This window comes from Flavobacterium sp. M31R6, from assembly GCF_013284035.1.
Classification (GTDB): domain Bacteria; phylum Bacteroidota; class Bacteroidia; order Flavobacteriales; family Flavobacteriaceae; genus Flavobacterium.
Window position 1 is genome coordinate 706,960 of record NZ_CP054141.1, and the last position, 24,165, is coordinate 731,124.

A 24,165-nucleotide genomic window follows, 5' to 3' on the forward strand; every position below is an offset into this window, starting at 1 on the left:
AAATGCACTTCTAAATAGGTTTTGTTATATATCTAAAAATTAGTGGTTATGAGTGCTTCAAAATACAATTAGATTATTGTCGAAATTTTAAACTTAAGAATTAATTTTTTTAATAAAACTGATTCGTAAATATAGATGGAGTTACAACACAATCATTTTAGCATTGAATTTGGTCCCATTATAAACCACTTGCACAATATAAGTTCCCGAAGATAACATCTGATTGGTATTGAAACTCAGAATATCGCCATCGACAGCATAAGCATTCCCGAAAATTTTAGATCCCAATAATGTATAAATAGTAACTTCTACTGTAGTATTTATAAAATTATAAAATTGAAGATTGATTTGGCTAGTTGTTACTGGATTTGGAAAAATCCTTACGAAATCGGTATTCGGATAATAAATTGATTTGTCTGTTTTGAAAATGGGTAATTTTTCAAAGTAACCTCCCAAAACTGCATCCGATTGGGCTTCGGTCATACACAACCAATCTTGCATGATGGTAGCGTAAATTTGTCTAAAGTCATGCTGAAGAGGTACCTGGTCATTGACTGTAGCCGTTTGGGGCAAATCTGGAGAAGTTCCAATCATTCCCGAAACAGGGTTTGGTGTTCCTTGGACTGTGCCTCTTCCTGTATTTAAGGCTGCGCCAAAAAAGAGAACAGGTGCAGCAGAGCCATGATCGGTACCTGAGCTGTCATTGCTTTTGATTCTGCGTCCAAATTCGCTAAAGGTCATTCCCGTAACAATATCCGCTTTTCCCATCAATTTCAGATCTTCTTGGAAAGCACCAATAGCTTGTGAAAGTATGCTTAAATTTTCGGCTTGTTTGCCCAATGTTCTGTCCGTGTCCAAAACCTGATTTTCGTGACTATCGAATGTTTTTGGATGATTTACCACATAAATGGGTGTTTGCAAACCTCCGTTGATGAGTTTGGCAACAATCCTCAGTTGATCGGCCAATCCATTTTTATTGGGATAAGTAGGCGATTGTGGTTTGGGAACGTTATAGGCTTTTTGAATCGATTCTCTATAGGCATTGCTCTGGTCTTTCATCAACCTCAAAAAAGTCAGCTCGTGACCATAATCGGAGTTGGGTGCAGGATCCGAGGTCTCATTGATTACATTCAATAAATCTTCGGGTTTAGGCACACTATAAGCCATGTTTATTTTTGGTCCCTGCAGTGAAAAAGGCAAGGTAGAACCTATTTGTATTGCCAATGGATCGGGCATATTGGGGTTGGGATAAGCCGTTGGGAAATTAGGATAGACTGTGTCTAGTGCTCTCCCAAGCCAGCCCGATTGTAATGATTTGTCACTATCCGAAGCGGTAAACCAAATGTCAGTGGCTCTAAAGTGGCTATAACTAGGGTTGGGATAGGAAACACCTTGAACAATCAACATTTTACCGTTATTGTACAACTGCTGCATTTCCTTCATGGCGGGATGCAAGCCAGTAGTTTCATTGTAATGCAAAGGCAAAACTTCGGTTTCTTTCATTAAAATATTGGGACGGGCGTTGGTCAATTCACTCCATTTGTCTCGGGCCAAAACGGTATTTAATCCGTCGTTTCCACCATTCATTTGAATTATGACCAATATTTTTCCGCAACCGGCCGCGGCACTAGCCAATAACTGTAAATTTTCGCTCTCGATTTGGGACGAAGCCATAACAGGAATATGATTAAAAACCAATGGTATTGTCGATGCAATAGCGGTTGTCTTTATAAATTTTCTTCTTTCCATTTTTTTATTTAGTTTCTAAGTTACTAAGCTTCTGAGTTTCTAAGGACCTTAAGCGTCTTAGCAACTTATAATCTTAGCCTGGGAGCTACATTAACTGATATTCGGCAAGTTCAACAATCGTCAGTAGTAAACTGCGTATTCTTGTTTTTACGATTGATTCTGTCATCTCGTTGGGATTGCTTTGGTAGGTTTTCCATGCGCTTGTCCAATAACCATCAGAAGCTTGACCGGTTAAAAGCGTTTGTGTTTTAATTGCATTTTTGGCTGTTAAACTCAAATCTATGGGCAATAAATAGTTAATGCATTCGCTAACCAATAGATTTGGGTCTTCGCAAGTTGCTTTTGGAAATTGTTTAACAAAGGCTATAGCATCGACTTCCATTCGGGTTGTTAAACCATTTTTTTCCAAGTCGAAACCATAAAAAAGATATTCGATCAGTCCATAACGTCTTTGAATCGAATTGGAATTAATCCAATATTCATGAAAAGAAGGTTTTTGATAAAAAGCTTGCCAGCCCGCTACATTTGGAATTGATCCCATAGCTTGTTGCATGTCGTACATGGCATAATTGAAAGTATTCCAAAGATTGTATTGTGCTTCATAATTGGAAGCATCAGACACATTATAGTTGAGGTTGAAAGTCCGCATGGTTCCCACAATAACGTCTAATGGCGATTTGATATAAACCCCACGATTGGCCATGTCAAAGAAGTGCTCACTTTTAAACAATTTGTCCAAAACAGGTAAAATATTCCAATTATTGGATACAAAATGCTGGGCCAAAGGAACAATTACGTTAGCTTCTATATTGGCATCGATATCATAATAAACAAAGAAACGATACAAACGACGACAAATGTATTCGGACACTACTTTCGATTTGGAGAAAATCATATCAATAAACAAATCCAATTCTCCGGCGCCAGAGTTGGCAATGGCGTTATTATTAAAAAACGATGAAAATTTTTTGGTGCTTGTGTCGTGTAGTTTGTCAACAAAATTGGTTGCTTCAGCAGTGGTATTCAAATCTTGAACTCTCCACCCTGTAAGCACTTTGGCGGCTTGGATAACGTCGGCTTCAGTATATTGGCTGGCTTCTTCTTTTCCCAGAGTGAAAAGTTCCATCACTTCACGGGCAAAATTTTCATCAGGTGCCGACTTGGTATTGGCTTGATTGTTCAAATAAAACATCATTGCCGGTTGGGTAGCCATGTTGCGAATCAAGGATTTGTAATTTCCTGTGGCATTATCGCGAAACATTTTCATGTATTTATAACAAATTCGTGCCGAATTGGTATTGCAGAATTCGTTGGAGGATTGCTTTACAAACTCAAAGTCTATCGGGATAAAATGATACCAAAACAAGGTCATTTTTTCTCGAATAGTGATGTCCTGATTAAAGGCAAGTCCCAAAGACCATGAACTTAAACCCGAAGTTCGGTTGCCATTAGTGTCACCACCTACATCATTGGTTGCAAAAGCATTATTGGTCCAATCTGCTCCATAGGCAAGTCCATTTTCATCCGGTTTTTCATTGTTGTAATGATTTACGGGAGGAGCAGGAGGGGTGTTGTCAACGGTCAAAATAAGATTAACCGCTTGGGGCATTGAAAGTCCCAATAAAGTATCTACATCTGATTTTTTGAAACCATAGCCCGTTCTTCTCAATAAGTGCAAAGCTTCAGAAGTCGACCAAGTTCCTGTGTAAGGCGCAAGACCACTTGTGACATTCGTGACTCTTTCGGTTTCTGGACCCGATTTGCCAGTAAGGTCTTTTTTGGGGTTTGTTAAAGAGGAATAACGTCGCCCATTGTATATTTTACGAGAGTATTTTTCGAATAAGGGATCTTTTTCTTGGGCACTTACCAATAATTTTTTAAGTAATTTGGTAAATAAAGCTCTTCTAGTCAGCGTAATGTTTCCCATAAAAGATGATTTCAAATTTTAGTTGTCTTGTTGTAGATGATAAAATACAACGACAAATATATAGAAATCGATATGAGAGGAATAAAAAATACGACAAAACACGTAGTTTTGCGTAAGACGTAAGAAAAAAATGTAATATGTGATTAAAGGTTTTTTAAGATGTTTTGAAAAAAGGGTACTTATTTATAACCATAATCAAGCTTTTTCCATCTCTTGTTTTCAAACTTGCTCTAAAAAGATCAAACTTGTTTTCTTGCGAAAGTTCCACTTCAAAGCTTTCAAATGATTTTAAAAATTCAAAATTTTTATTTTTGGCAATAATGTAAGGCCAATCTTTTGGCTGAAGTTTGTTGAAACGAACCTTTAAATATCCAATTTTAGGAATGGAAGGTTGGAAGTCCGAATTTTTTAATGAATTTGCTTCCAATGTTAAGGCATTATTTCGGATGGAAGTTTTTGTTGTCGCCAAAGGAAAATTCACGAATACATCACGATTGTCAATGGCATTTTGAGTTTTGAGATAATTATATGCTTTTTTAGAATTCTTAGTGAGTATTGAAAAGTAAAAAGAAGGTTCACGAGTAGTATGCACAACCACTTTTTTTATTGGATTAAAATCATCATCATAATCATAACTGATTGCCGAATCTTTCTTTTCTACTATTTCATTTAGCAATAATTCAGTTTTGGTTGGATTGTTAGCAAAAATCGAATCCAGATTAAACCCGATTATTTTGTTGATTTTGTCGGAATTTAGCTCGGTAATGCTTTGATTTCGAATCATCTCAAAATCGAAGCCCAATGATAATAAAGCGTTTGGGTTTTGAAGGAATTGCGTTTCTTTTTTATATTTCGATCTGAATTGTAATTGTCCGTCGATCGTTATTTCTTGGTCTTCCAATTTTAGATTTAGAATTCCATCATTTTCCAGAAAACTGTTTTTTTTAATCCAAAACGTTACTGCATTTTGTGTACTAATCGTTTTTTCTATTTTTTTGGCATCCAAAAAAAGCTTTTTCAAAAATAAATCGTCAGCTACTTTTACCGCAATATTTTTTTGCTTCTCAGAAATATTCGAAACTAGAATTTGATTTGAATACTTAATAAACAGAAGATTAAAGGAATTTGAATAATAAGAAGTCATTCCGTTTTGAAGTGCGATTTTGCGGAAATGCGATTTGACCATTACTTTTTCAAATGCCGTTTCATTTTCAATTTCGGCGGAAACAAACCACTGGAAAATTGGTTGGTTTTCAATGTGGAAAAGAGCTAAATAATCGGGGGTTTTTATTCCATAATTCGAAAGATCAAAACGGTTTTTGAATTCAGATTCTGTATCATTCCATCGGCATTCCGAAGGATTTTTTAGGCAGGAAAAAATAAAAAAATTTCGGATGTTTTTTATGTCGATCATTGCGATTCCATCGGTATTTTTGGGAATGCAACCTTGATTAAAATTTTTATGATAGCCAAACCAATACAAAAAAGCCATACTCCCAATGGCAATAAGAAGTATGGCGATTTTAGAAAAATAGCGGTTTAGGCTCTTCATGAATTATTCCGTAACGATTGTTTCCTTTTTGCTTTCAGCATATAATTCATTGATGACATCAAAGAAATACTGTAAACTATTAGTGTGTTCCCCTTTGATGGTATAGGATGCATCAGAAACAATAGCGCCATTTTTGAATTTGGATTCCATTGTAACTTCGCCTGCATTTTTCAATGCAATGTCATAGTAATTGCTTTTGACATCATTCCCAAATTCCGTTTTGGATGCTGTAATTATTTTTTGAATATCAAACCAAGCAGCAGAATTGTTTTTAGAGATGGATTTTTTGAAATCGGCCTGTAATGGCATTGGAGTTTGTTGAATCAAGTTTTCTATATTTACTTTTGAAGTAGTCAACATAACCGCGCCGTTTTTCATTCCAATGTATAAGTTCTCAAGCAGATTGTCCTTTTCAAAGTGAATGGTGTAATATCCATTGGTCAATTGATAATCGGTAGCTGTAAATTTGCTTTTATTCAAAGGCAGTTGCAGCAATTTGTTGACGAATGATTCATTTCTGGTGTTCATAAGAAATGTAAAGTCAGGCTGTATTTCATCTTTGATGCCTTTGGTTTCTATTTGCTGATAATTTTCATCATAATCGATGTTCACGAAATCTCTCTGTACTTTTTTGAGATCATGAAGCACAAAAATCGCGTTACCAGGAATGAGGTCTGCAATGGCTTTTTCGTCCAAAAATAACGCAACGGCATCAATCAAAACGTCGGCTTCGTTTCCGCTGGCATCTTTAGAGTAGGATTGGTAAACAGAATTCAAAGTGTTTTTTAAAACTTTGTATTCATAGTTCATAATGGCTTGTGTATCCATCGAAATGGAGTAATATCCCAAAACATTGTTGCCTATATAATTCAATAGGTTTTTATCAATTTTCGAATCACATATTTCCTGATATGATTTTTTGGTCTCTTCGCTTTTAGGAGCCATTACTTGATTCAAGCGGATTTTGTCTTTTTCAAAATAGCCATTGAGGTAGTAATTACTGTCTAAGATTCCGTTTTTGTAAATTCCCATCAAAGCAGAATTTCCTCCAGCAAAGCTTGAGTAAAGTTGATTGGTTAGTGCGTCCAAATCGGCGAAAATATAAAAGTCAGATTTAGGGTTATTATTTTTAAAAACAACGGAGCTTTCTGCTGTCGTTTCCGTTTTGGAATCGAAAGCTTCTTTGAAAATCAAATCAACAACAGGATTAATTTTTAATATTTCGATGGAATCGTTTTTTCTTAATTCGAGTTCCAATAATTTTCTGTTGGTTTCTTCCAGTTCTGCATTGGCCCTTTCTTGTGCAGCATAAATTTCCTCTTCGGTAGGTTCTACAATTACGGGTTCTTTAACTGCTTTTTTGGTTTTTTTTCCCTTATTGTTTTTTCCTTTTTTGGTTTTTTCGTTCTTCTCTGGATCAGGAGTTGGTTTTATTTCTTCAGGGACATAGGCAGGAGCAACTGTGTCATAGTTAACTGCAACAGAATCCACCAGAACGCCTGTTGTATCCATGCTAGTTAAATCAGCGTATGGTTCTGTTTCAGTGTAACTATTTTTATTGGGTTTGGAAAATGTGGCATTCACCAAAACAGCAAACTTGTCATTCCAAGCCAAATGATGTGTTTTTGAAGTAGCAACGCTATTGTATGTTCCTTGTTTTTTTACTTTGAGACTATCTCCGTATTTTGCTTGAACCAGTTTTTCGAACAACGCAGCATTATTTAGTGGAAGCAACACCACATAACTCATTACAGAGTCTTTGTTAATGTAATATTGATACTGTTTATTTGTTAAGTCAATACCTGTTTGACTTAGATCTTTCGGTAAAAATTTTAATTCTTTTTCCAATAACTCCTGCATCCAAGGATATTCCTGAATGGTTTTTATTGCTACTTTTTCGTTAAGGTTTTTTCCGTTAAAGCACAAAGCAAAAGGAGCGTTGTCAGGAACTTTGTTGGCCAAATCCTGAGAATATATTGTTGTGGAAAAACAAATAGCAAGGAATAGGAAATATTTTTTCATGGTCTATATTTAGTTGAGTGTGATTGTATTTTCAATTTTTTCGTTTCCGTTAATCACATTTATTACGGAACCGTTAAGTTTGATAGCTTTGTTGCTTTTGGATGTGACCGCATTTTTATTAGAAAAGGACTTGATGGTCGAATCAAATTTGTAAACCGAAGTGTATTTGGCGGTTTGAAAAACTTCCTTGTCGGCCTTTTCCAATTTATCGTAAAGGGCTTTTATGGGTATTTTTTGGCTGCGAGTAAACTTTTTGTCATTGAAAGTGAAATAGTCCGTGGCAATCGTCGGACTTATTTTTTTGCTGTTTTTTAGTTTTAAAAAGACTGCATTGAGATTGGTTATTTTTTGAAAATCCAAATCAATCGCAAAAATGTAATTAGTTAAGTCGATATTGGTTTTTACATTGGAAATTCCGGAGGTATTCTGTGCAAGTGCTTCCAGTTTGGCGGCTTCATTTTTGATTTCCTCTTTGGAAGGAATGGTATAGCCGTTGATTTTTTGCATTTTTAAAACCGAATTGATTTTAGTTTTGCTTTGGCTAAAATTAATTACAAAATTAAAATGCCCCGATCCGTCGTCTTTTATTTTCACTTCTTCAATCACTTCAAAGCAACTTTGGAACAAAAAGACAAAACACAATAAGGGTATAAAATAAACTTTTTTCATTGTATGTTTTGTTACAAGGTTTTTTTAAATCATTACCTGTAATCAATGGAGCTACAAAGGAAAGGATAAAATTTCTCTTTGAGATTTATTTAACACGTTTTTTATCCTATTTATTGGGTTTTAATCGATTTTCGGGAGCTTTAAAAGTGAGTTTTAGCCACAAAAAACCAAATGTTCCAGACAGGAAAGAGGCAATTAGAATGGCTATTTTTGAATAAGTTATGACTTCTTCACCATCGTTTTTAAAAGCTAATAAGGTTATGAAAATAGACATCGTAAATCCTATTCCTCCTAGCATTCCAGCGCCTAAAATGTTTTTCCATTTTAGATCTCTAGGCAATTTACTAATGCCTAAACTTACGGCAAGGAAAGAAAATAGCAAAATCCCGAGTGGTTTTCCTATCACAAGACCCAGAATAATTCCGATTGAATTTTCATGACTCAATCCTTCATACCAGCCTGTGTTGATGGAAATACAGGTATTGGCGATAGCAAATAAAGGAAGAATAATAAAAGCGACAGGTTCGTGCAGAAAATGCTGCAGTTTATAGGAAGCAGTATTTTTTCCGCCATCTCCAAACGGAATGACAAAGGCCAATAGCACCCCAGTGATAGTGGCATGTACACCCGAGTTGAGCATAAAATACCACATAAGAACACCTCCAATTAAGTATGGAGCCAAATGATGCACTTTTCGTCGATTCAATATGAATAAAAAGGCTAAGATGATAAAAGCGTAGAGTAAGTTGTCAAATGCAATGGTTTGAGTGTAAAATATGGCAATGACCAGAATTGCTCCTAAATCATCAATGACCGCAAGAGCTGTAAGGAATATTTTTAACGAGGATGGAATTCGGTTGCCCAATAAGGATAAGACTCCAATTGCAAAAGCAATGTCGGTTGCCATCGGAATTCCGGCTCCGTTTTGTGTTTGCGTTCCGTAATTCAATACCAGAAAAATTCCGGCAGGGACAATCATCCCGCCAAGAGCACCAAAAATGGGAAGAATAGCATTTTTGATATTAGCCAATTCGCCATGATAGATTTCTCGTTCCAGTTCTAAACCAATCAATAGAAAGAAAATCGTCATTAACCCATCATTGATCCAATGTGTAATGGAATGATGTCCGATTTCAGTGTTCCAAAAAGCGATATATTCAGTTTGAATTATTGAATTAGCCAACAATAAAGAGACTACGGTTACAAAAAGAAGTAATAGACCACTCGCTTTTTCGCTTTGAAAAAATGCAGTAAATGTTTTGGTTAATTTCATCTTTATATTTCGCTTTAAAAGTAAATTGCTAATTTAAGCATTGTAGGTTAATTATTCTAGGTTCAAACCATAAACCGTGATTTTTTAGTTAATTTTGAGACTCTAATTTAGCAATCCTTTTATATGGACATCAAAATCCTTCATATTGACAGTAATAATCCCATTCTATGGGAACAATTGGAACAGGCAGGTTTTATTAATCACGCCGATTTTACTTCTTCCAAACAAGAAATCGAAGCCAAAATTCAAGACTACCAAGGAATTGTTATTCGAAGCCGTTTTAAAATTGACAAGCAGTTTCTGGACAAAGCCACCAATTTGCAATTCATTGCTCGAGTAGGAGCTGGATTGGAAAGCATTGATTGTGATTATGCAACCTCCAAGAATATTGCATTGATTGCCGCGCCGGAAGGTAACTGTAATGCGGTTGCCGAACATACTTTGGGAATGATATTGTCCTTGTTCAACAAGTTAAATATTGCTGACAGCGAGATTCGTTCCGGTGAATGGAACAGGGAGAAAAATCGTGGTTACGAACTCGACGGCAAAACAGTTGGAATCATAGGATATGGAAACATGGGAAAAGCGTTTGCCAAAAAACTCCGTGGTTTTGATGTGGAAGTATTGTGCTATGACATCAAGGAAAATGTGGGTGATGCCAATGCCAGACAAGTTTCATTACAGGAATTACAGCAAAAAACAGATGTACTTAGTTTACACGTTCCTTGGACGCCTGAAACCGATAAGATGGTAAATTTGGATTTTATCAATGCTTTCGCAAAAAACATTTGGATTATCAATACTTCCAGAGGTAAGAATATCATAACGGCAGATTTGGTTACCGCCATGCAATCTGGAAAAGTTCTCGGGGCTGGATTGGATGTTTTGGAGTATGAGAAACTGTCTTTTGAAAACCTTTTCCAGAATAAAAATACACCAGAAGCTTTTCAATATTTATTGGATGGACGAAAAGTGATATTAACCCCGCACATTGCTGGCTGGACCTACGAAAGTCACGAGCGATTGGCACAAGTGATAGTGGATAAAATTAAAGCGTTGTATGGAAAAAGTTAAAGTTGTAAGGTTTTTAATGTCTTAAAAAATAGTATTTTATGATATTTTTTATAAATTAGACAACTATTAATTAACAAATTTAATTTTCAACTATGGAGAATTCAAAACAAGAAAATTGGAATAACCCACAACCAATTCCTCAAGAAAATAAAAAAGTTTTAGCTGGAGTTCTAGCCATCGTATTAGGAGGATTAGGGGTACACAAATTTATTTTAGGATATACACAAGAAGGAATAATTCAGCTCATTTTAGGTGTTGTTACTTGCGGAATTGGAGGTATAATTGGCCTTGTGGAAGGAATTATTTATTTGACTAAAACTGATGAAGAATTTTATCAAACCTATCAGGTCGGTAAGAAAGGCTGGTTTTAAAAAATAAAGAAAGTAAAAATCCTGAAATTTCAGGATTTTTTTATGTCTTATTTAATCTATCAGCAAAAATTAATTTTTTATAACAAGACATTTCTGTTAATATTTATATATTAGCAAAATTATGGAGTATCCGAAAATCCAAAATAGAGTAGGGAAGTAACCAAAAACCAAATTATTATAATGGATTCACAAAAAGTTGACATGTTCATGATGATGAACGCTAAGTATTTTGAAGGGCATCATCTAAATATCATCCGCGAAAAACTAATAACCTTAGACGAAAGTCAATGGCAAAGATTACAGTTAACCCAATTTAAAGACCCCACTACAGCATTGTTAATTTCGATTTTTGCAGGAGCTTATGGAATTGATCGTTTTTACATTGGCGATACAGGAATGGGTGTTGGAAAGTTACTTACTTGTGGAGGTTTTATGATTTGGGCTATTGTGGATTGGTTTTTGATTCAAGGTGCTACAAAAGAAAAAAACACAATTGCGTTTAATAATGCATTCCTTTAAAATATGTCAAAGAACAAGCTTTATATACTGATTTTATTTGCTTGTTTTTTGGGTTATAGTTGGTTACTCTTTTTGAAATTAGCACCCATAAAAAATTCAGGTTTGGATTTGACTGTTTGCGTGTTTAAAAGAGTAACCAGTTTTCCATGTCCATCATGCGGTACGACCAGAGCGGTCTCCTATTTGTTTAACGGAGAAATTGTGAAGTCGTTGTTTCTAAATCCTTTTGGAATCGTAGTTGCCGGTATTTTGGTTGTTTCTCCAGGCTGGATTGTTTGGGATATTGTCGCAAAAAAACAGTCTTTTTACAATTTTTACATTAAAACTGAGAAGTTAATTAGAAAGAAAGAAATTGCCATTCCCTTGATTGTATTGGTTATTCTCAATTGGGTTTGGAATATATACAAACACTTATGATCGCAACACAAAAATTTAATTATAAACCTTACGACAGCGAGTTGGAAAGAGCATCCAACAGTTATTTGATGTCGCTCGTTGTAGTGCTTTGCGGATTGCCATTGCCCATAATGAATTTGCTGGCATCCGTTTTCTTTTATTTAGGAAACAGAAAAAGCACAGCTTTTGTAAAATGGCATTGTACACAGGCATTATTGTCTCAATTGGGTATGTTTTTCTTTAATACCGTTGGATTTTGGTGGACTATTTCCATCGTATTTGATGGTGCTGAAGTGACGAACCGTTATATTGCCTACATAATTACCATTGTAGGTTTTAATCTGCTTGAATTTATTTTCACGCTTTATTTGGCCACACAAACCAGAAAGGGGAATCATATCGAAATGTATTTCTTTTCGGATATTACTAATTTAATCTGCAAGACCAATTATGAAAGCACTATTTAGAGGATTATCAATAGTGGTTGTCTTCTTTGGGATTTGGTTTTTGCTGTCTCAAATTGATTATATCACTTTTTTTAAAATAGATAAAGCCAAAAGCGCTACCGAAAAAGGAGTTGGCGATATGATTTGGGATCAAATAAAAACGACCGAAGACATAATAGTAAATGACTCGATTACCAAATCGTTGGACAAATTATTAAAACCATTGTGTAAAGAAAACGGAATAGAACGTGACAGCCTAAAAGTACATATTATACAAAAAGATGAGGTTAATGCTTTTGCGTTGCCGGATGGACATTTAGTGGTGTATTCCGGACTAATTGAAGCGTCAAAAAACGAACAGGCTTTAATTGGTGTTTTGGGACACGAAATTGCTCACATAGAGAACAATCACGTGATGAAAAAATTATCAAAAGAGGTTGGTTTTTCTGTACTGATGTCAATAACTACTGGGAATAATAATGGTAAGCTTGTTCGCGAGATTATGCATACTTTATCATCGTCGGCCTATGATCGTTCCCTTGAGAAAGAAGCCGATATCGCCAGCGTTGAATATATGCTAAAGGCTAAAATTGATCCAGCACCATTTGCGGATTTTCTATATGAAATGTCTTTTGACAATAAATTAGAAAGTGCATTGTCATGGGTAAATTCTCATCCAGAATCGGAAGAAAGAGCCAAATACATACTTGAATATATAAAAGGGAAAAAAGCTAGCCAGAAACATTTGTTGACACAAACAGAATGGACCGGTTTTAAAAAGGCCGTTAAAGAATACGAAAATTAAATAGATGTTTGTCTATGAAAAAATCCCGTTTCGTCTTTTTAAGCGAAACGGGATTTTATTTTATATTCTGTTTATTAAATACTGCTTAGTGACTACTGCTTTCTTCCTCTTTGTCATTTAGTTTGCGTTCCAATTCAGCCTGGAATTCTTCCATCACAGGTTTCATAGTGCTTTCCGGGATATCTGCAATTCGAATGTACATTAATCCATCGATAGCATTGTTGAATAAAGGGTCGACATTAAAAGCTACTAGTTTTGCGTTTTGTTTGATGTATTTTTTAATTAGTACAGGAAGTCTTAAAATCCCTGGTTCCAACTCATCAATAAGCTTGTCAAATTTATTTAAATCAGCTTCCGCTTCATCAAAAATAAAATCCTTATCGGCATCTTTTAATTTGACTTTGAATTCCTTTTTAGGATGGATGTATTGTGCAATATAAGGATCATAATAGTGCGATTTCATGAATTCAATCATCAATGATTTCGAAAAATCTGAAAATTGATTACTGATACTTACACCGCCTAACAAATATTTATGTTCCGGATAATGTAAAGTGGTGTGTATGATTCCTCTCCACAACAAGAACAGCGGCATTGGTTTTTGCTGATATTCTTTGATTATAAAAGCCCTACCCATATCAATGGATTTGCTCATCATGTCGTGCAATTCAGGTTCAAAACGGAAAAGACCGTTCAGATAAAATCCTTCAATACCATATTTAGGGTAAATATGAGATCCCAATCCCATGCGGTAAGCTCCCGCGATTTGTTTGGTGTCATCATCCCACAAAAAGAGATGGCGATAGTATTTGTCGTATTTGTCAATATCAATGGATTCATTCGTCCCTTCACCAACTTCTCTAAAAGTAATCTCACGCAAACGTCCAATTTCATGAAGAATATTTGGAATCTGTTTGGCCTCGGCAAAAAATACTTCGTAATTTTTACTTTGTAAAAGGCGAAGGTCGGCTACTCTTAAAGCTTCCACTTCGGCAATCATTTTGTCGGTACTGGCCGGAGTCACAATTTTTTTAGGGGCTTTCGAAGGCATTAAATTGGCCGTATTCAAAAAATTGTTCTCTTTTTCAAAAGGATTGGCTAGCATATAGGTTTTCTTTCTCAAGAACTCCGTGTAATCCTCAATCGATTCGTATTCGTTTTGTTCGGCAACCGAAATAGGTTTTCCAACACGTACCTTTATAATTCGATCTTTCTGAGTCAACAATTCCGATGGCAATTTTGCCGTTCTTAGTGTGTCGTTTATTCTGGACAGAAAATAAAATAAGCGACTGTTTTTAGCGTGAAAATAAATAGGTACCACAGGAACCTGTGCTTTTCGAATTACTTTTATAGCGCCTTCTTCCCAAGCTTTATCAACTACCAATTTTCCATCTTTATAAGTAGAAACCTCACCGGCAGGGAACATCCCCAATGGTTTACCATCTCTAAGATGGCGCAATGTTTCCTTAATTCCCACCACACTTGACTTAGCGTCTTTGTGATTTTCAAAAGGATTCACCGGCATGATATAGGGTTTCATGGGGTCAATTCGATGCAGTAAAAAATTGGCTATGATTTTAAAATTAGGTTCTCTTTCGAGCATTAATTTTAACAACAAAATACCGTCAATTCCTCCAAGCGGATGATTTGAAATGGTGATATAGGCGCCATCTTTGGGTAATCGTTTAAAATCTTCTTCCGGAATCTCAAATTTAATCTGAAACTCGTCCAATATAGCATTCAAGAACGGTAGCTCTTTCAAATGTTTGTTGCGGTCGTATATTTTGTTTAATGTCGAAATCTTTAAAACTTTCATCAACAACCAGCCCGAAAAAGTACCGAAAACGCCGTACTTGTCCGTATTTATTGTCTTTGCAACTTCTTTCGCGGTAACTAAACCCATTTATTTTTTCTTTTTTGAGCAAGAGACAAAGATAGCAAAATACTCCATTTTTTATGGTTTTTTTTGAATCAATCTTTCTACTTTTTACTACTTTTGGATTCCACAGAAAAAATAATCTTCCGGATTTGAGATAAAAAAATGGTTTTAAGAACCAGTTTTCGTCAAAATTTACTTCGGATTTAAAAAAAAATATAGTAATGAAAATTATCTCGTACAACGTAAACGGAATTCGAGCCGCTATCACCAAAGGATTTATAGAATGGTTGCAACATGCCAATCCCGATGTTATTTGCCTACAGGAAATCAAAGCGACCGAAGAGCAAATTCCCGTTTCCGACATTACCGCTGCGGGCTATCCGTATCAATATTATTACCCAGCGACCAAAAAAGGCTATAGTGGCGTCGCCATTCTTTCAAAAATTAAACCGAATAATGTAGTTTATGGAACTGGTATCCAGCATATGGATTTTGAAGGTAGAAATCTGCGCGCCGATTTTGACGACTGCTCTGTAATGAGTTTGTACTTGCCTTCGGGAACTAACATGGATCGTTTAAGTCATAAGTTTATGTACATGGATGACTTTCAAAACTATATTGACCAACTCAAAAAAGACATTCCCAATCTAATCATTTGCGGGGATTACAACATTTGCCACGAGGCAATCGATATACACGATCCAATCAGAAACAAAAATGTATCAGGTTTTTTACCCGAGGAAAGAGCTTGGTTGGATAAATTCATGAAATCTGGATTCGTAGACAGTTTTCGTCATTTTAACAGCGAACCACATCAATATTCATGGTGGAGTTACCGTGCCGGAGCCCGTGGGAATAACAAAGGTTGGCGCATCGATTACAATTTAGTGAGCGACTCCCTAAAACATAAACTCAAAAGAGCCGTTATATTACCAGACGCCATGCATTCCGATCATTGCCCGGTTTTGGTGGAAATTGAATAGGGTAAATTCAATATCAATGGCAATGTCAATTGCAAATAAAAAAGAATGAAAGTTATAAGGAGCTAATCCAGCTACCCGTTGCAATCTTGTTTGCAAAAATCATTTTTTGTAAGCTATTGCAGGAGCTTCCGTTGGTCGCTCTGCACTAGCAACAAAAAAAATAGATTTTTCACAAACAAGTATTTCCACTGTTATCTGGGCTAAGGCATTCCGTATTACAAGAACTTTTGACCTCAAATACCACATATAAATAGTAAAACTTAACAAAATGATTAAAAAAATTTCCATCGGACTTTTAATTATGGCATTGTCCACTTCTTGTGTTTCCAAGAAAATCTACAATGATCTCGAAAACCAATTTGCCAATTTAAAAAAGGAAAACAGATCCATTTCAGACGAGAATGCTGCTCTTTTGGCATCAAAAAAACAATTAGAATCAGAAAAAGCCGCTTTACAATCCAAATTGGATGACACCAATGCCAACTTGGCCAAAGTACAAGCCGATTATGAGGCTGTCAAAAACAAAATGAAAGTGATGCAGGATTCGTATGCTGCTTTAGAAAAAAACAGCAACGAAGCTTTGGAAGCCAACATGAAAAAGAATCGTGAATTATTGGCGCAGCTGGATGCTAAAGCAAAAGCTCTGGCATTGGAACAAGAAAAATTGAATGCAAGCAGCCAACGCTTGAAAGAACTGGAAGATTTAATCGCTGCCAAAGAAGCCAGCATGAAAAAACTAAAAGAAACACTTTCTAAGGCTTTAAACGGTTTTGAAGGGAAAGGATTAACTGTTGAACAAAAAAACGGAAAAGTATATGTTTCTATGGAAAACAAATTGCTTTTCAATTCGGGAAGTTGGGCTGTAGGAACCGAAGGAAAAAAAGCGGTTGTTGAAGTAGGGAAAGTTTTGGGCGATAACCCTGATATTTCTGTATTAATCGAAGGACATACTGATAATGACCCGTATGAAGGTTCTGGACCAATTGCTGATAACTGGGATCTTTCGACCAAAAGAGCCACAGCTATTGTTACTATTTTGGGAGAAAACAAAAAAGTAAACAAACAAAATCTTACGGCAGCCGGAAGAAGTGAATATTCTCCTTTAGCGCCCAATAACACTGCTGAAGGAAAAGCTAAAAACCGTAGAATCGAAATTATCCTGACTCCTAGATTGGACGAAATTTCAAAAATGTTGAATGATTTTTAAGAGAAAGACACTAAGTTGCTAAGATACTAAGTAGCAAAATTTACAAAAGGTTCGCGTGAAAACGTCGAACCTTTTATGTTAATATTAGGAAATGTCAAACCAAAAAAGAAGAACTAATTTTTATCTTTGCTGTCAAAAAAACTTAGCAACTTAGTTTCTTAGCCTCTTAAAAATATGAAATACACTACTTTACCGAATACCGATATAAAAGTCAGTAAAATATGCCTAGGAACAATGACTTTTGGGCAACAAAACACCGAATCTGAAGGGCATGCCCAGATGGATTATGCACTCGAAAAGGGAGTCAATTTCTTTGATACTGCCGAGATGTATTCTATCCCAGGTAAGAAAGAAACTTACGGAAGTACCGAAAAAATAATTGGAACGTGGTTCAAGAAAACCGGAAAAAGAGAAGAAGTAGTTTTGGCATCTAAGATTGCTGGACCAAGTCCTATTTTTGGTTATATGCGTGAAAAATTAGATTTTTCTCCTGCTAGTATTCAATATGCCTTGGACAATAGTTTGCAGCGTCTTCAAACTGATTATTTAGATCTTTATCAATTGCATTGGCCAGAACGCAAAACCAATTTTTTTGGACAACGTGGTTACAAAGTTCAAGATGATGCTTGGGAAGACAATATCCATGCTGTTCTGGAATCTTTGGATGGTTTTGTAAAAGCTGGAAAAATAAAACATATTGGAGTTTCCAATGAAAATCCTTGGGGAATGATGCGTTTTCTGGAAGAAAGCAAATACAATAATTTACCAAGAATTAAAACCATTCAAAATCCGTATTCGTTATTGAATCGTCTATTCGAAAATGCATCTGCCGAAGTTTGCCTTCGTGAGAATGTTGGGTTATTGGCGTATTCACCATTGGCTTTTGGTGTTCTGTCGGGGAAATTCTTAACTGGTGAATCCCATCCTAATGCACGATTGAGTTTGTTTCCGCAGTATTCGAGATACAGTAGTGCAAAATCTACTGAAGCAACAAAACTGTATCAAGAGATTGCTCACAAACATGGATTGACATTGACTCAACTGGCTCTGGCTTTTGTACAACAACAGCCTTTTTTGACGAGTTCAATTATTGGAGCCACTACAATGGAACAACTCAAAGAAAATATTGACACAATTCAGGTAACACTTTCTGATGATGTTTTAAAAGAAATAGATGCTGTTCAGGCCATTATTCCTGATCCGGCTCCTTAATCACTAAATGAAATAAATTAAAAAACCTGTCAGTTTTTGAATCTGACAGGTTTTTTGCTTTTTACAAATTCTCTATAACTTCATCTTTTGGATATCTCACTTTGTAACTAATTCTAATTTTCTTGGTTTCATTTGGTTTCATCTGCAATTGCCAGGTCAGGATTCCTGTTTCGGGATTTACTTTGGCATTGTCGCTTTGTAACAATTCAACTTCAATATCTTTATTAGAACTCAACGGATATTGATCTTTTAGCAACATCTCAATCGCTTCTTTTTTGTTGTTTCTAAGGGTGATGTCAAAGGTAAAAGTTTGCTCTTTTTTGGAAGACAAAAATTTGGTACCCGACTGATCGACTACTTTTTCTCGTTTGATGGTCACTTTTTTATCACGACCCATACTCAAACTCAAAGTGTCGCTGGTTTGGCTCGGCTCTATAAAAGTTTTGCCCACATACATACCTTCAAAAATGATATTGGCTTCACCTCTCAACAAATTGTATTTGCTGTAGTCGGCAATTTGTGCCAGTAAAAAAGCGTCTTTGTCCGCTTTTGGAACGGTATAATATTTATAAGATGCTGGTAGTTTGATTTCTTTTAACGAGACACTGTGTACTTTTCCATTTGATAAAATATCATAAGGGATATCGATGTCAAAAGAGACGTTCAGTTGGTTTTCGGATACCGTTGTGTAGTCAGAAACAGAAGATTCTGCCATCATTATAGGTTGTGCATTCATTTCTTGGTTAGCAATTTGAACACCCGCAACTTTTCCCTGCAATTGATTTGTTACTCCTTTTTTCTTCGAGCCATAGCCCATCACAACTACTTCTTGCAATCTTTCATTCGTTCTGTAGTTCAAGAACCAGGAACTTAACAAAGGCGCTTGATTGTTTTGATTTGGTACGCCGCTGGACAAAGTTAGTTTTACTTTTTTCCAATCGATTCCTGTGTTTTGAATCACCTGCGCTTTGTACATCATATTTATTGGTGCTGTTACACTTTCGGTACGCAAATCGTAGAAAGGAGTCCAAGAAGCATTATTCGACAAATAAGTAATATCTAGCGGAACTGCTCCGGCCAAATTATTCATCACTTGAACAATCAATTTACCGGACGAGGTTTTCTCTTCTTTGCTCGTATCTACTTCGAGTTTATTGTTCAATTTTTGAAGGGTCTCATTCAGTTTTTGTTCCTTTTCTGTTAATGAATTTATGGTGTTGGCGATTTCAGTTTGTTTGGCTTTGTAATAATCGACCATTTTCATTAATTCCATCACGTTCAAACCCGAATTTACGCCTGAAACTTGTTGGTTTTTGTCTAAAAGTGCCAATGTTTTCGTTTCCGAATTTTTGGCATTACCTAATTTTAAAATCTCTTTTTGTACCAAAACAATACTGTCTTTTACTTTTTTTAGCGCAGGCGATTTCAAATCTACTTCATACTCCGAAACATAATCATTGGTAAATTGAACAGAAAGTACTGTTACAGATGCTGGCGCACCTATTTGCACCGAATTTTCATTTAGGTCAACTGCTACATTTTTGATGACAATTTCACTTGTGCCCAAGGGTAAATTTACAGTGGTGTTTTGCGATATCTCGGCAGCATTAAAATACACCGTTGCGGCTTTTACTTTGGCGGTGGTAAAAATTGGTTTTTGTGCCAAAGCAAAAGCAGTAACCAATAAAAGGACTGATAGTATTGTTTTTTTAAACATAAGTAGGTTTTTAATTTTTATATGATAAGCATTACAAATAAAGTGTTTTTTACCATGTAAGCCATATTAGTATAAGAAAGTATTCAGCTTAGTGAATATGACTTACATGGTAAAAAATATTTTTTATCGTTCGACCGTATAGCCTTTTGCTTTCGCTAAAGCTACAATAGAAGTGTTTATGGCATTTCCCAAATCGTCTTGTGATTTTGTTTTTTTGGTTTCGGCATCGATATATTGTTGGCGTTTTTTGGCCAATTCACCAATTTCTTTTTGGATTATCTCTCTTTCTTTTGCTTTTTGGGTAACAATTACTTCCACTTCGGCTTCTGATTTGTTTTGAAGCTCCGCGGGTAATTCCTCTTTTTTGATTTTTGCAATCGCTTTGGGATCTTCTTTTACACGGTCAACTAAGTCCCAGCTTTCATTTTTATAGACTGCTTTGGATTTGCTTACGGCGCGTTCGGCATAATTGGCAGATGAAACTCCCTGTGCATTTTTGTCTTGTGCTTCTTGGTTCATTTTTTTAGAAGAACCCTTTGCTCCGTAGCCAATATAGGTGTTATTGATTTTTACATTGCAGTTGGATATTTGATCGTCATAAGGCGTTGATACGTATTGAACCGATAAGTTAGAATCAATGTTGAAGTATTTCCCTTTTCCATAATCGGCGCCGTCTTTCCAAAAGGTATTAATTCCTTCCATACTGCTTCCGCAGAAAATAGTGTTCACATAAATATCATTTTTCAAGGCATCGCTGATGGCTTCTTTGTAGTTTATTCCTCCTTGGTCGAAGGCTTCATTTCCTGCAATATAAATGAGTTTCATATTGCTAGTTTCTTTTTTCCATTGCAATTTTTTGGTTGCATCTTGAATTACCGCACCGCAATACTCATTTCCGCCGTTGGTTTTCAAAGCAAATAATTTTTCGGAGATCAAGTCCAAGTCGGTGGTAAGCGGTGTTACTTGTCTAATATAATTGGATTGTTGTGCCAATCCGTCGTTGCCGTATTCATACAACGCAATTTCGATATCGGGAGTTTTACCGGAATATTTAAGAGTTGTGAGCGTGTTTACGATGTTCCAAAGTCTGGATTTGGCTTGGTCGATTAATCCGTCCATACTGTTGGAAGTATCTAATAAAAGTGCGACTTGAATTTTGGTGTTTTCAGTTGGTTTTTCTGTTCCAATGTTTTTTATTGGCTTTGCATTCGAAGAATTACAGCTTGCAAAAGAAATTGTGGTTGCCAAAAGCGCGGAGATAAATAAAGTCGTTTTCATGATTTTTCGTTTTTAAAGGTTGATTACAGACCAAACTTAAAAACTAAAAACAGCACTTTTTTGGACAAATGGTGAAACGGCCTTTTGACTTGGTGAAACGAGTTGTAAAAGGAGTTTAAAATACTTTACTTTACAAAGTGGAATTTTTTTGGAAGAGGCTAAGATTTTAAGTGTCTTATAAAAACAAAATATTGTCTCTTAGCCCCGATTGCAGTGGAAATCCTTATAAGCCGGGGTTCGGCTTATAAGATTACTTCACTATACTTTTATTTTCATAGGAGCTCAGTGAACTTCGTTTGTAACGGAAAGCGGGACTAATGCTGATAAAAAAGCCAAATTTTTCTGCTCCAAATTATTATTAATTTGCTTAGTGACTCAGAATCTTAGTGACTCAAAAACTTAAAAAAAATGCGTTTACTAAATCTATATTTCATTTTCCTTCTAACGCTGTTGTTTCCTATCGGAACAATGGCTCAGGATTCTTTGTATAAAAGCAAATCGATGCCGGTTTCTAAGATGAGTAGGGTAAGTAATGATTTGAAAAAATCTTTGGAGGTAAATGACGAAGCTCAAATTGCCCAAAATTATGAACGATTGGCCAATGAATTTCTTAATAAAGGAGATAATGCCAAAGCCGAAGAGTATTTCAAAAAAGCCATCACGAGCTACGCCAAACTGAAGTTGGTTGATGATAAAACCCGCGTAACCAGAAGCCTTGCCAAAGTGCAGGAATCCCAGAAAGACTATGAATCGGCGATTAAAAATTATGATAAGGCAGGGAATATTGCTGCAGATAAAAGCCTTGAAGAAATCAATACGAATGATGCTAATCGTTTGCGTGCTGTTGCGAGTCCGGTGGCTCAAGTCGGCTACCTCAATTCGAATATAGAGTTGCTAAAAAAGGAAAATAAAGAAGAAGAAGTTTCAGCGGCCTATGTTCAAAAAGCCGAGAATTCTTTGCAACAAAAAAATAAGGAAGTTGCCATAGAAAGTTACCATCAGGCGCTCGCTTACGCAAAAGGAAAACCGGCAACGATCATCAAAATTAACAATGAAATTGCTAAAGTATATGCGTCAGACAATCAGTTTGACAAGGCAATTGGCATTAATGAAAAACTATTGGCAGATGCTAAAACCAAGAAAGATTTCAATACTCAAATTAAACAATTGCAATCGCTATCGGATCTATATTTCCAAAAAGAAGAGCCTAATAAAGCGGTCACGGCATTGAAGGAAGCCTTTGCTTTGGCACTTCAAAAAGGAAATTCTGCCGAGGCAAAAAAGAGTTTGATTTCGTTAACGCAGTATTACAATGAAAAAGGAAAGAACAGGGAAAGTTTGGCTTTGTACGGTCAATTTCTTCAAAATTTTGAGCAATTAGTGCAATCCGACACAACTTTGATGGATACCAAAGCGTTTCAGGTTAGCGAAGATAAAATCCGCCAATTGGAAAAAGAAAAATCGTTGAAAGACGAGCTAATTACCAAGACAAATACTTTTAATTACTTCCTTTTAGGTTCGATAGGATTGCTTTTGTTGTTGTTTCTGTGGATTGTAAAATCGCTTTTTTCTATCAAAACAAAGAACAAAGAAATTGCATTGCAGTCGTTACGACGCGAAATGAATCCGCATTTTATTTTCAACAGTCTTAATAGTGTGAATCAATTTATATCCGAGAACAAAGAATTGGAAGCCAATAAATACCTGACTTCGTATTCGAATTTGATGCGAAATACGATGGAGAATTCCAACAAGGATTTCATTACCTTGGATAACGAGTTGGAGCAATTGAAAAAGTATTTGGAATTGGAACATTTGCGCTTTCAGGATAAATTTGATTTCAAGATAAGCGTTGACCCAGAATTGGATCCCGAAAGAACTATGGTTCCCAATATGATTATTCAGCCTCATTTGGAGAATGCTATTTGGCACGGTTTGCGGTATTTGGATGCCAAAGGGTTGTTGCAATTGAATATTCAGTTATTCAACGGCCAAGTTGTGATTCGTATTGAAGATGATGGTATTGGCTTGACTAAAAGCCAAGAGCTGAAAACGAGTAATCAAAAAGCACATGAATCGCGAGGGATGAGCAATACGAAAGAGCGCATTGGTTTGCTTAATGAGTTGTACAAAAAGAATATTGCGTTCCAGATTTTTGAGAAAGCCTTGCCGGAAACAGGAACCGTAATCGAAATTGTTTTTCCATTAATTGATAAAATAGGATGAGTTTTCAAAAGATAAAAAGCGTAATTGTCGAAGATGAATTGGCGGCACGAGAAGTGCTCAAGAATTATTTGAGCAAATATTGTCCGCAAGTGGAGGTCATTGGCGAAGCCCAAAACATAAAAGAGGCTGTTCCGTTGTTGCACGAATTACAGCCACAGTTGGTTTTTTTGGATGTGGAAATGCCTTTTGGCAATGCTTTTGATGTTCTCGAAGCTTGCAAGGATTTGCATTTTGAGACTATTTTTGTAACCGCTTTTTCGGAGTATTCTTTGAAAGCGTTGAATCAAAGCGCGGCCTATTATTTGCTGAAACCCATTAGCATTGAAGAATTAATCGTGGCGGTAAACAAAGTACATCATCAAATTCTCAATCACGAAATTTTTAACAGAAACAGGATAATCGTTGAAAATTTTAAGGAAACTAAACCCGAAAAACAACAGGTAATTTTACCAACATTGGAAGGTTTTGAAGTAGTAAAAATGGAAGATATCGTCCGCCTTCGCGGTAACGGTAATTTCACAGACTTATATCTCCATAGCGGAAGCAAGAAAATGGCTTGTCGTTTTTTGAAGCATTTCTCGGAAATCCTGCCTTTGCCTTTTATCCGCGTTCACAAATCCCATATCATCAATTTGAACTATGTGAAATCGTATAACAAGGGTGGCATTATTACTTTAAACGATGCAACAGAAATTGAAGTTTCCCCAACGTACAAAGAGGATTTTTTGAGGAATTTTAAGTAATTGGATTAAATTTTACCACATAGAGACATAGAATTTGTAGTATTTGGAAAGAGTTGATAAGCGTTTCACTTTTCACATAGCCGATCTATGTGAAAAAATAGGCCTATTTCTATTCAT

The 24,165-nt window shown here is 35.9% G+C and carries 20 protein-coding genes; 11 read left to right on the forward strand and 9 right to left on the reverse strand.

Annotation, left to right across the window (positions count from 1 at the left end; all coding sequences use genetic code 11):
• Positions 1-141: 141 nt before the first annotated feature.
• The 6 genes from HQN62_RS02920 to nhaA all read right to left on the reverse strand — a co-directional run bounded on the left by HQN62_RS02920 (position 142) and on the right by nhaA (position 9,192).
• A complete protein-coding gene (locus HQN62_RS02920) occupies positions 142-1,749 on the reverse strand; it encodes a DUF1501 domain-containing protein (RefSeq protein ID WP_173503259.1) in 1,608 nt (535 codons plus the stop codon).
• Positions 1,750-1,834: 85 nt separating this feature from the next.
• Positions 1,835-3,676: a DUF1800 domain-containing protein gene (locus tag HQN62_RS02925; protein ID WP_173503260.1), complete on the reverse strand. Its 1,842-nt coding sequence runs from the start codon at positions 3,674-3,676 to the stop codon at positions 1,835-1,837.
• A gap of 154 nt (positions 3,677-3,830) precedes the next feature.
• Positions 3,831-5,228, reverse strand: coding sequence for a hypothetical protein (locus tag HQN62_RS02930; protein ID WP_173503261.1), 1,398 nt, complete (start codon positions 5,226-5,228; stop codon positions 3,831-3,833).
• A gap of 3 nt (positions 5,229-5,231) precedes the next feature.
• The gene (locus tag HQN62_RS02935) at positions 5,232-7,250 is read right to left on the reverse strand and encodes a hypothetical protein (protein ID WP_173503262.1); all 2,019 of its coding nucleotides are present in this window, start codon (positions 7,248-7,250) and stop codon (positions 5,232-5,234) included.
• 9 nt (positions 7,251-7,259) lie between these two features.
• Positions 7,260-7,919: a hypothetical protein gene (locus HQN62_RS02940; RefSeq protein WP_116796481.1), complete on the reverse strand. Its 660-nt coding sequence runs from the start codon at positions 7,917-7,919 to the stop codon at positions 7,260-7,262.
• Positions 7,920-8,025: 106 nt separating this feature from the next.
• On the reverse strand, positions 8,026-9,192 hold the full coding sequence (nhaA, locus tag HQN62_RS02945; protein WP_173503263.1) for a Na+/H+ antiporter NhaA: 1,167 nt from the start codon (positions 9,190-9,192) through the stop codon (positions 8,026-8,028).
• Between the two features lie 123 nt (positions 9,193-9,315).
• Between nhaA and HQN62_RS02950 the strand changes: the two genes are divergently transcribed.
• From HQN62_RS02950 to HQN62_RS02975, 6 genes are all read left to right on the forward strand, one after another.
• The gene (locus tag HQN62_RS02950) at positions 9,316-10,266 is read left to right on the forward strand and encodes a 2-hydroxyacid dehydrogenase (RefSeq protein ID WP_173503264.1); all 951 of its coding nucleotides are present in this window, start codon (positions 9,316-9,318) and stop codon (positions 10,264-10,266) included.
• A 92-nt stretch (positions 10,267-10,358) separates the two neighbouring features.
• Positions 10,359-10,637 (forward strand): TM2 domain-containing protein, encoded by a 279-nt coding sequence (locus HQN62_RS02955; protein WP_116796478.1) that lies wholly within the window; start codon positions 10,359-10,361, stop codon positions 10,635-10,637.
• Positions 10,638-10,817: 180 nt separating this feature from the next.
• A complete protein-coding gene (locus tag HQN62_RS02960) occupies positions 10,818-11,156 on the forward strand; it encodes a TM2 domain-containing protein (protein WP_116796477.1) in 339 nt (112 codons plus the stop codon).
• Positions 11,157-11,159: 3 nt separating this feature from the next.
• The gene (locus HQN62_RS02965) at positions 11,160-11,573 is read left to right on the forward strand and encodes a DUF2752 domain-containing protein (protein ID WP_173503265.1); all 414 of its coding nucleotides are present in this window, start codon (positions 11,160-11,162) and stop codon (positions 11,571-11,573) included.
• The gene (locus HQN62_RS02970; protein WP_116796475.1) at positions 11,570-12,019 is read left to right on the forward strand and encodes a magnetosome magnetite crystal formation protein family; all 450 of its coding nucleotides are present in this window, start codon (positions 11,570-11,572) and stop codon (positions 12,017-12,019) included. The genes HQN62_RS02965 and HQN62_RS02970 overlap by 4 nt, the downstream gene beginning before the upstream one ends.
• Entirely contained in the window at positions 12,003-12,803 is an 801-nt protein-coding gene (locus HQN62_RS02975) for a M48 family metallopeptidase (protein WP_173503266.1), read from the forward strand. The genes HQN62_RS02970 and HQN62_RS02975 overlap by 17 nt, the downstream gene beginning before the upstream one ends.
• Positions 12,804-12,888: 85 nt before the next feature.
• Here the strand turns inward: HQN62_RS02975 and HQN62_RS02980 are convergent, their stop codons facing one another.
• A complete protein-coding gene (locus HQN62_RS02980; protein WP_116796473.1) occupies positions 12,889-14,706 on the reverse strand; it encodes a GNAT family N-acyltransferase in 1,818 nt (605 codons plus the stop codon).
• A gap of 197 nt (positions 14,707-14,903) precedes the next feature.
• Between HQN62_RS02980 and HQN62_RS02985 the strand changes: the two genes are divergently transcribed.
• The 3 genes from HQN62_RS02985 to HQN62_RS02995 all read left to right on the forward strand — a co-directional run bounded on the left by HQN62_RS02985 (position 14,904) and on the right by HQN62_RS02995 (position 18,084).
• Entirely contained in the window at positions 14,904-15,665 is a 762-nt protein-coding gene (locus HQN62_RS02985; protein ID WP_173503267.1) for an exodeoxyribonuclease III, read from the forward strand.
• A 268-nt stretch (positions 15,666-15,933) separates the two neighbouring features.
• Positions 15,934-16,872, forward strand: a complete 939-nt coding sequence (locus HQN62_RS02990; protein WP_173503268.1) for an OmpA/MotB family protein — start codon at positions 15,934-15,936, stop codon at positions 16,870-16,872.
• 174 nt (positions 16,873-17,046) lie between these two features.
• Positions 17,047-18,084 (forward strand): aldo/keto reductase, encoded by a 1,038-nt coding sequence (locus HQN62_RS02995; protein WP_173503269.1) that lies wholly within the window; start codon positions 17,047-17,049, stop codon positions 18,082-18,084.
• 61 nt (positions 18,085-18,145) lie between these two features.
• Here HQN62_RS02995 and HQN62_RS03000 read toward each other — a convergent pair whose 3' ends face one another.
• Together HQN62_RS03000 and HQN62_RS03005 are read right to left on the reverse strand one after the other, a co-directional pair.
• Positions 18,146-19,801 carry a DUF4139 domain-containing protein gene (locus HQN62_RS03000; RefSeq protein WP_173503270.1) on the reverse strand — a complete coding sequence of 552 codons (1,656 nt, stop codon included), beginning with the start codon at positions 19,799-19,801 and terminating at the stop codon, positions 18,146-18,148.
• A 123-nt stretch (positions 19,802-19,924) separates the two neighbouring features.
• The gene (locus HQN62_RS03005; RefSeq protein ID WP_173503271.1) at positions 19,925-21,079 is read right to left on the reverse strand and encodes a vWA domain-containing protein; all 1,155 of its coding nucleotides are present in this window, start codon (positions 21,077-21,079) and stop codon (positions 19,925-19,927) included.
• Between the two features lie 408 nt (positions 21,080-21,487).
• On the opposite strand from HQN62_RS03005, the gene HQN62_RS03010 reads away from it, so the two are divergent.
• Both HQN62_RS03010 and HQN62_RS03015 read left to right on the forward strand, forming a co-directional pair.
• The gene (locus HQN62_RS03010) at positions 21,488-23,305 is read left to right on the forward strand and encodes a tetratricopeptide repeat-containing sensor histidine kinase (RefSeq protein WP_116796466.1); all 1,818 of its coding nucleotides are present in this window, start codon (positions 21,488-21,490) and stop codon (positions 23,303-23,305) included.
• A complete protein-coding gene (locus HQN62_RS03015) occupies positions 23,302-24,048 on the forward strand; it encodes a LytR/AlgR family response regulator transcription factor (protein WP_116796465.1) in 747 nt (248 codons plus the stop codon). Before HQN62_RS03010 ends, HQN62_RS03015 begins: the two co-directional genes overlap by 4 nt.
• Positions 24,049-24,165: the final 117 nt, after the last annotated feature.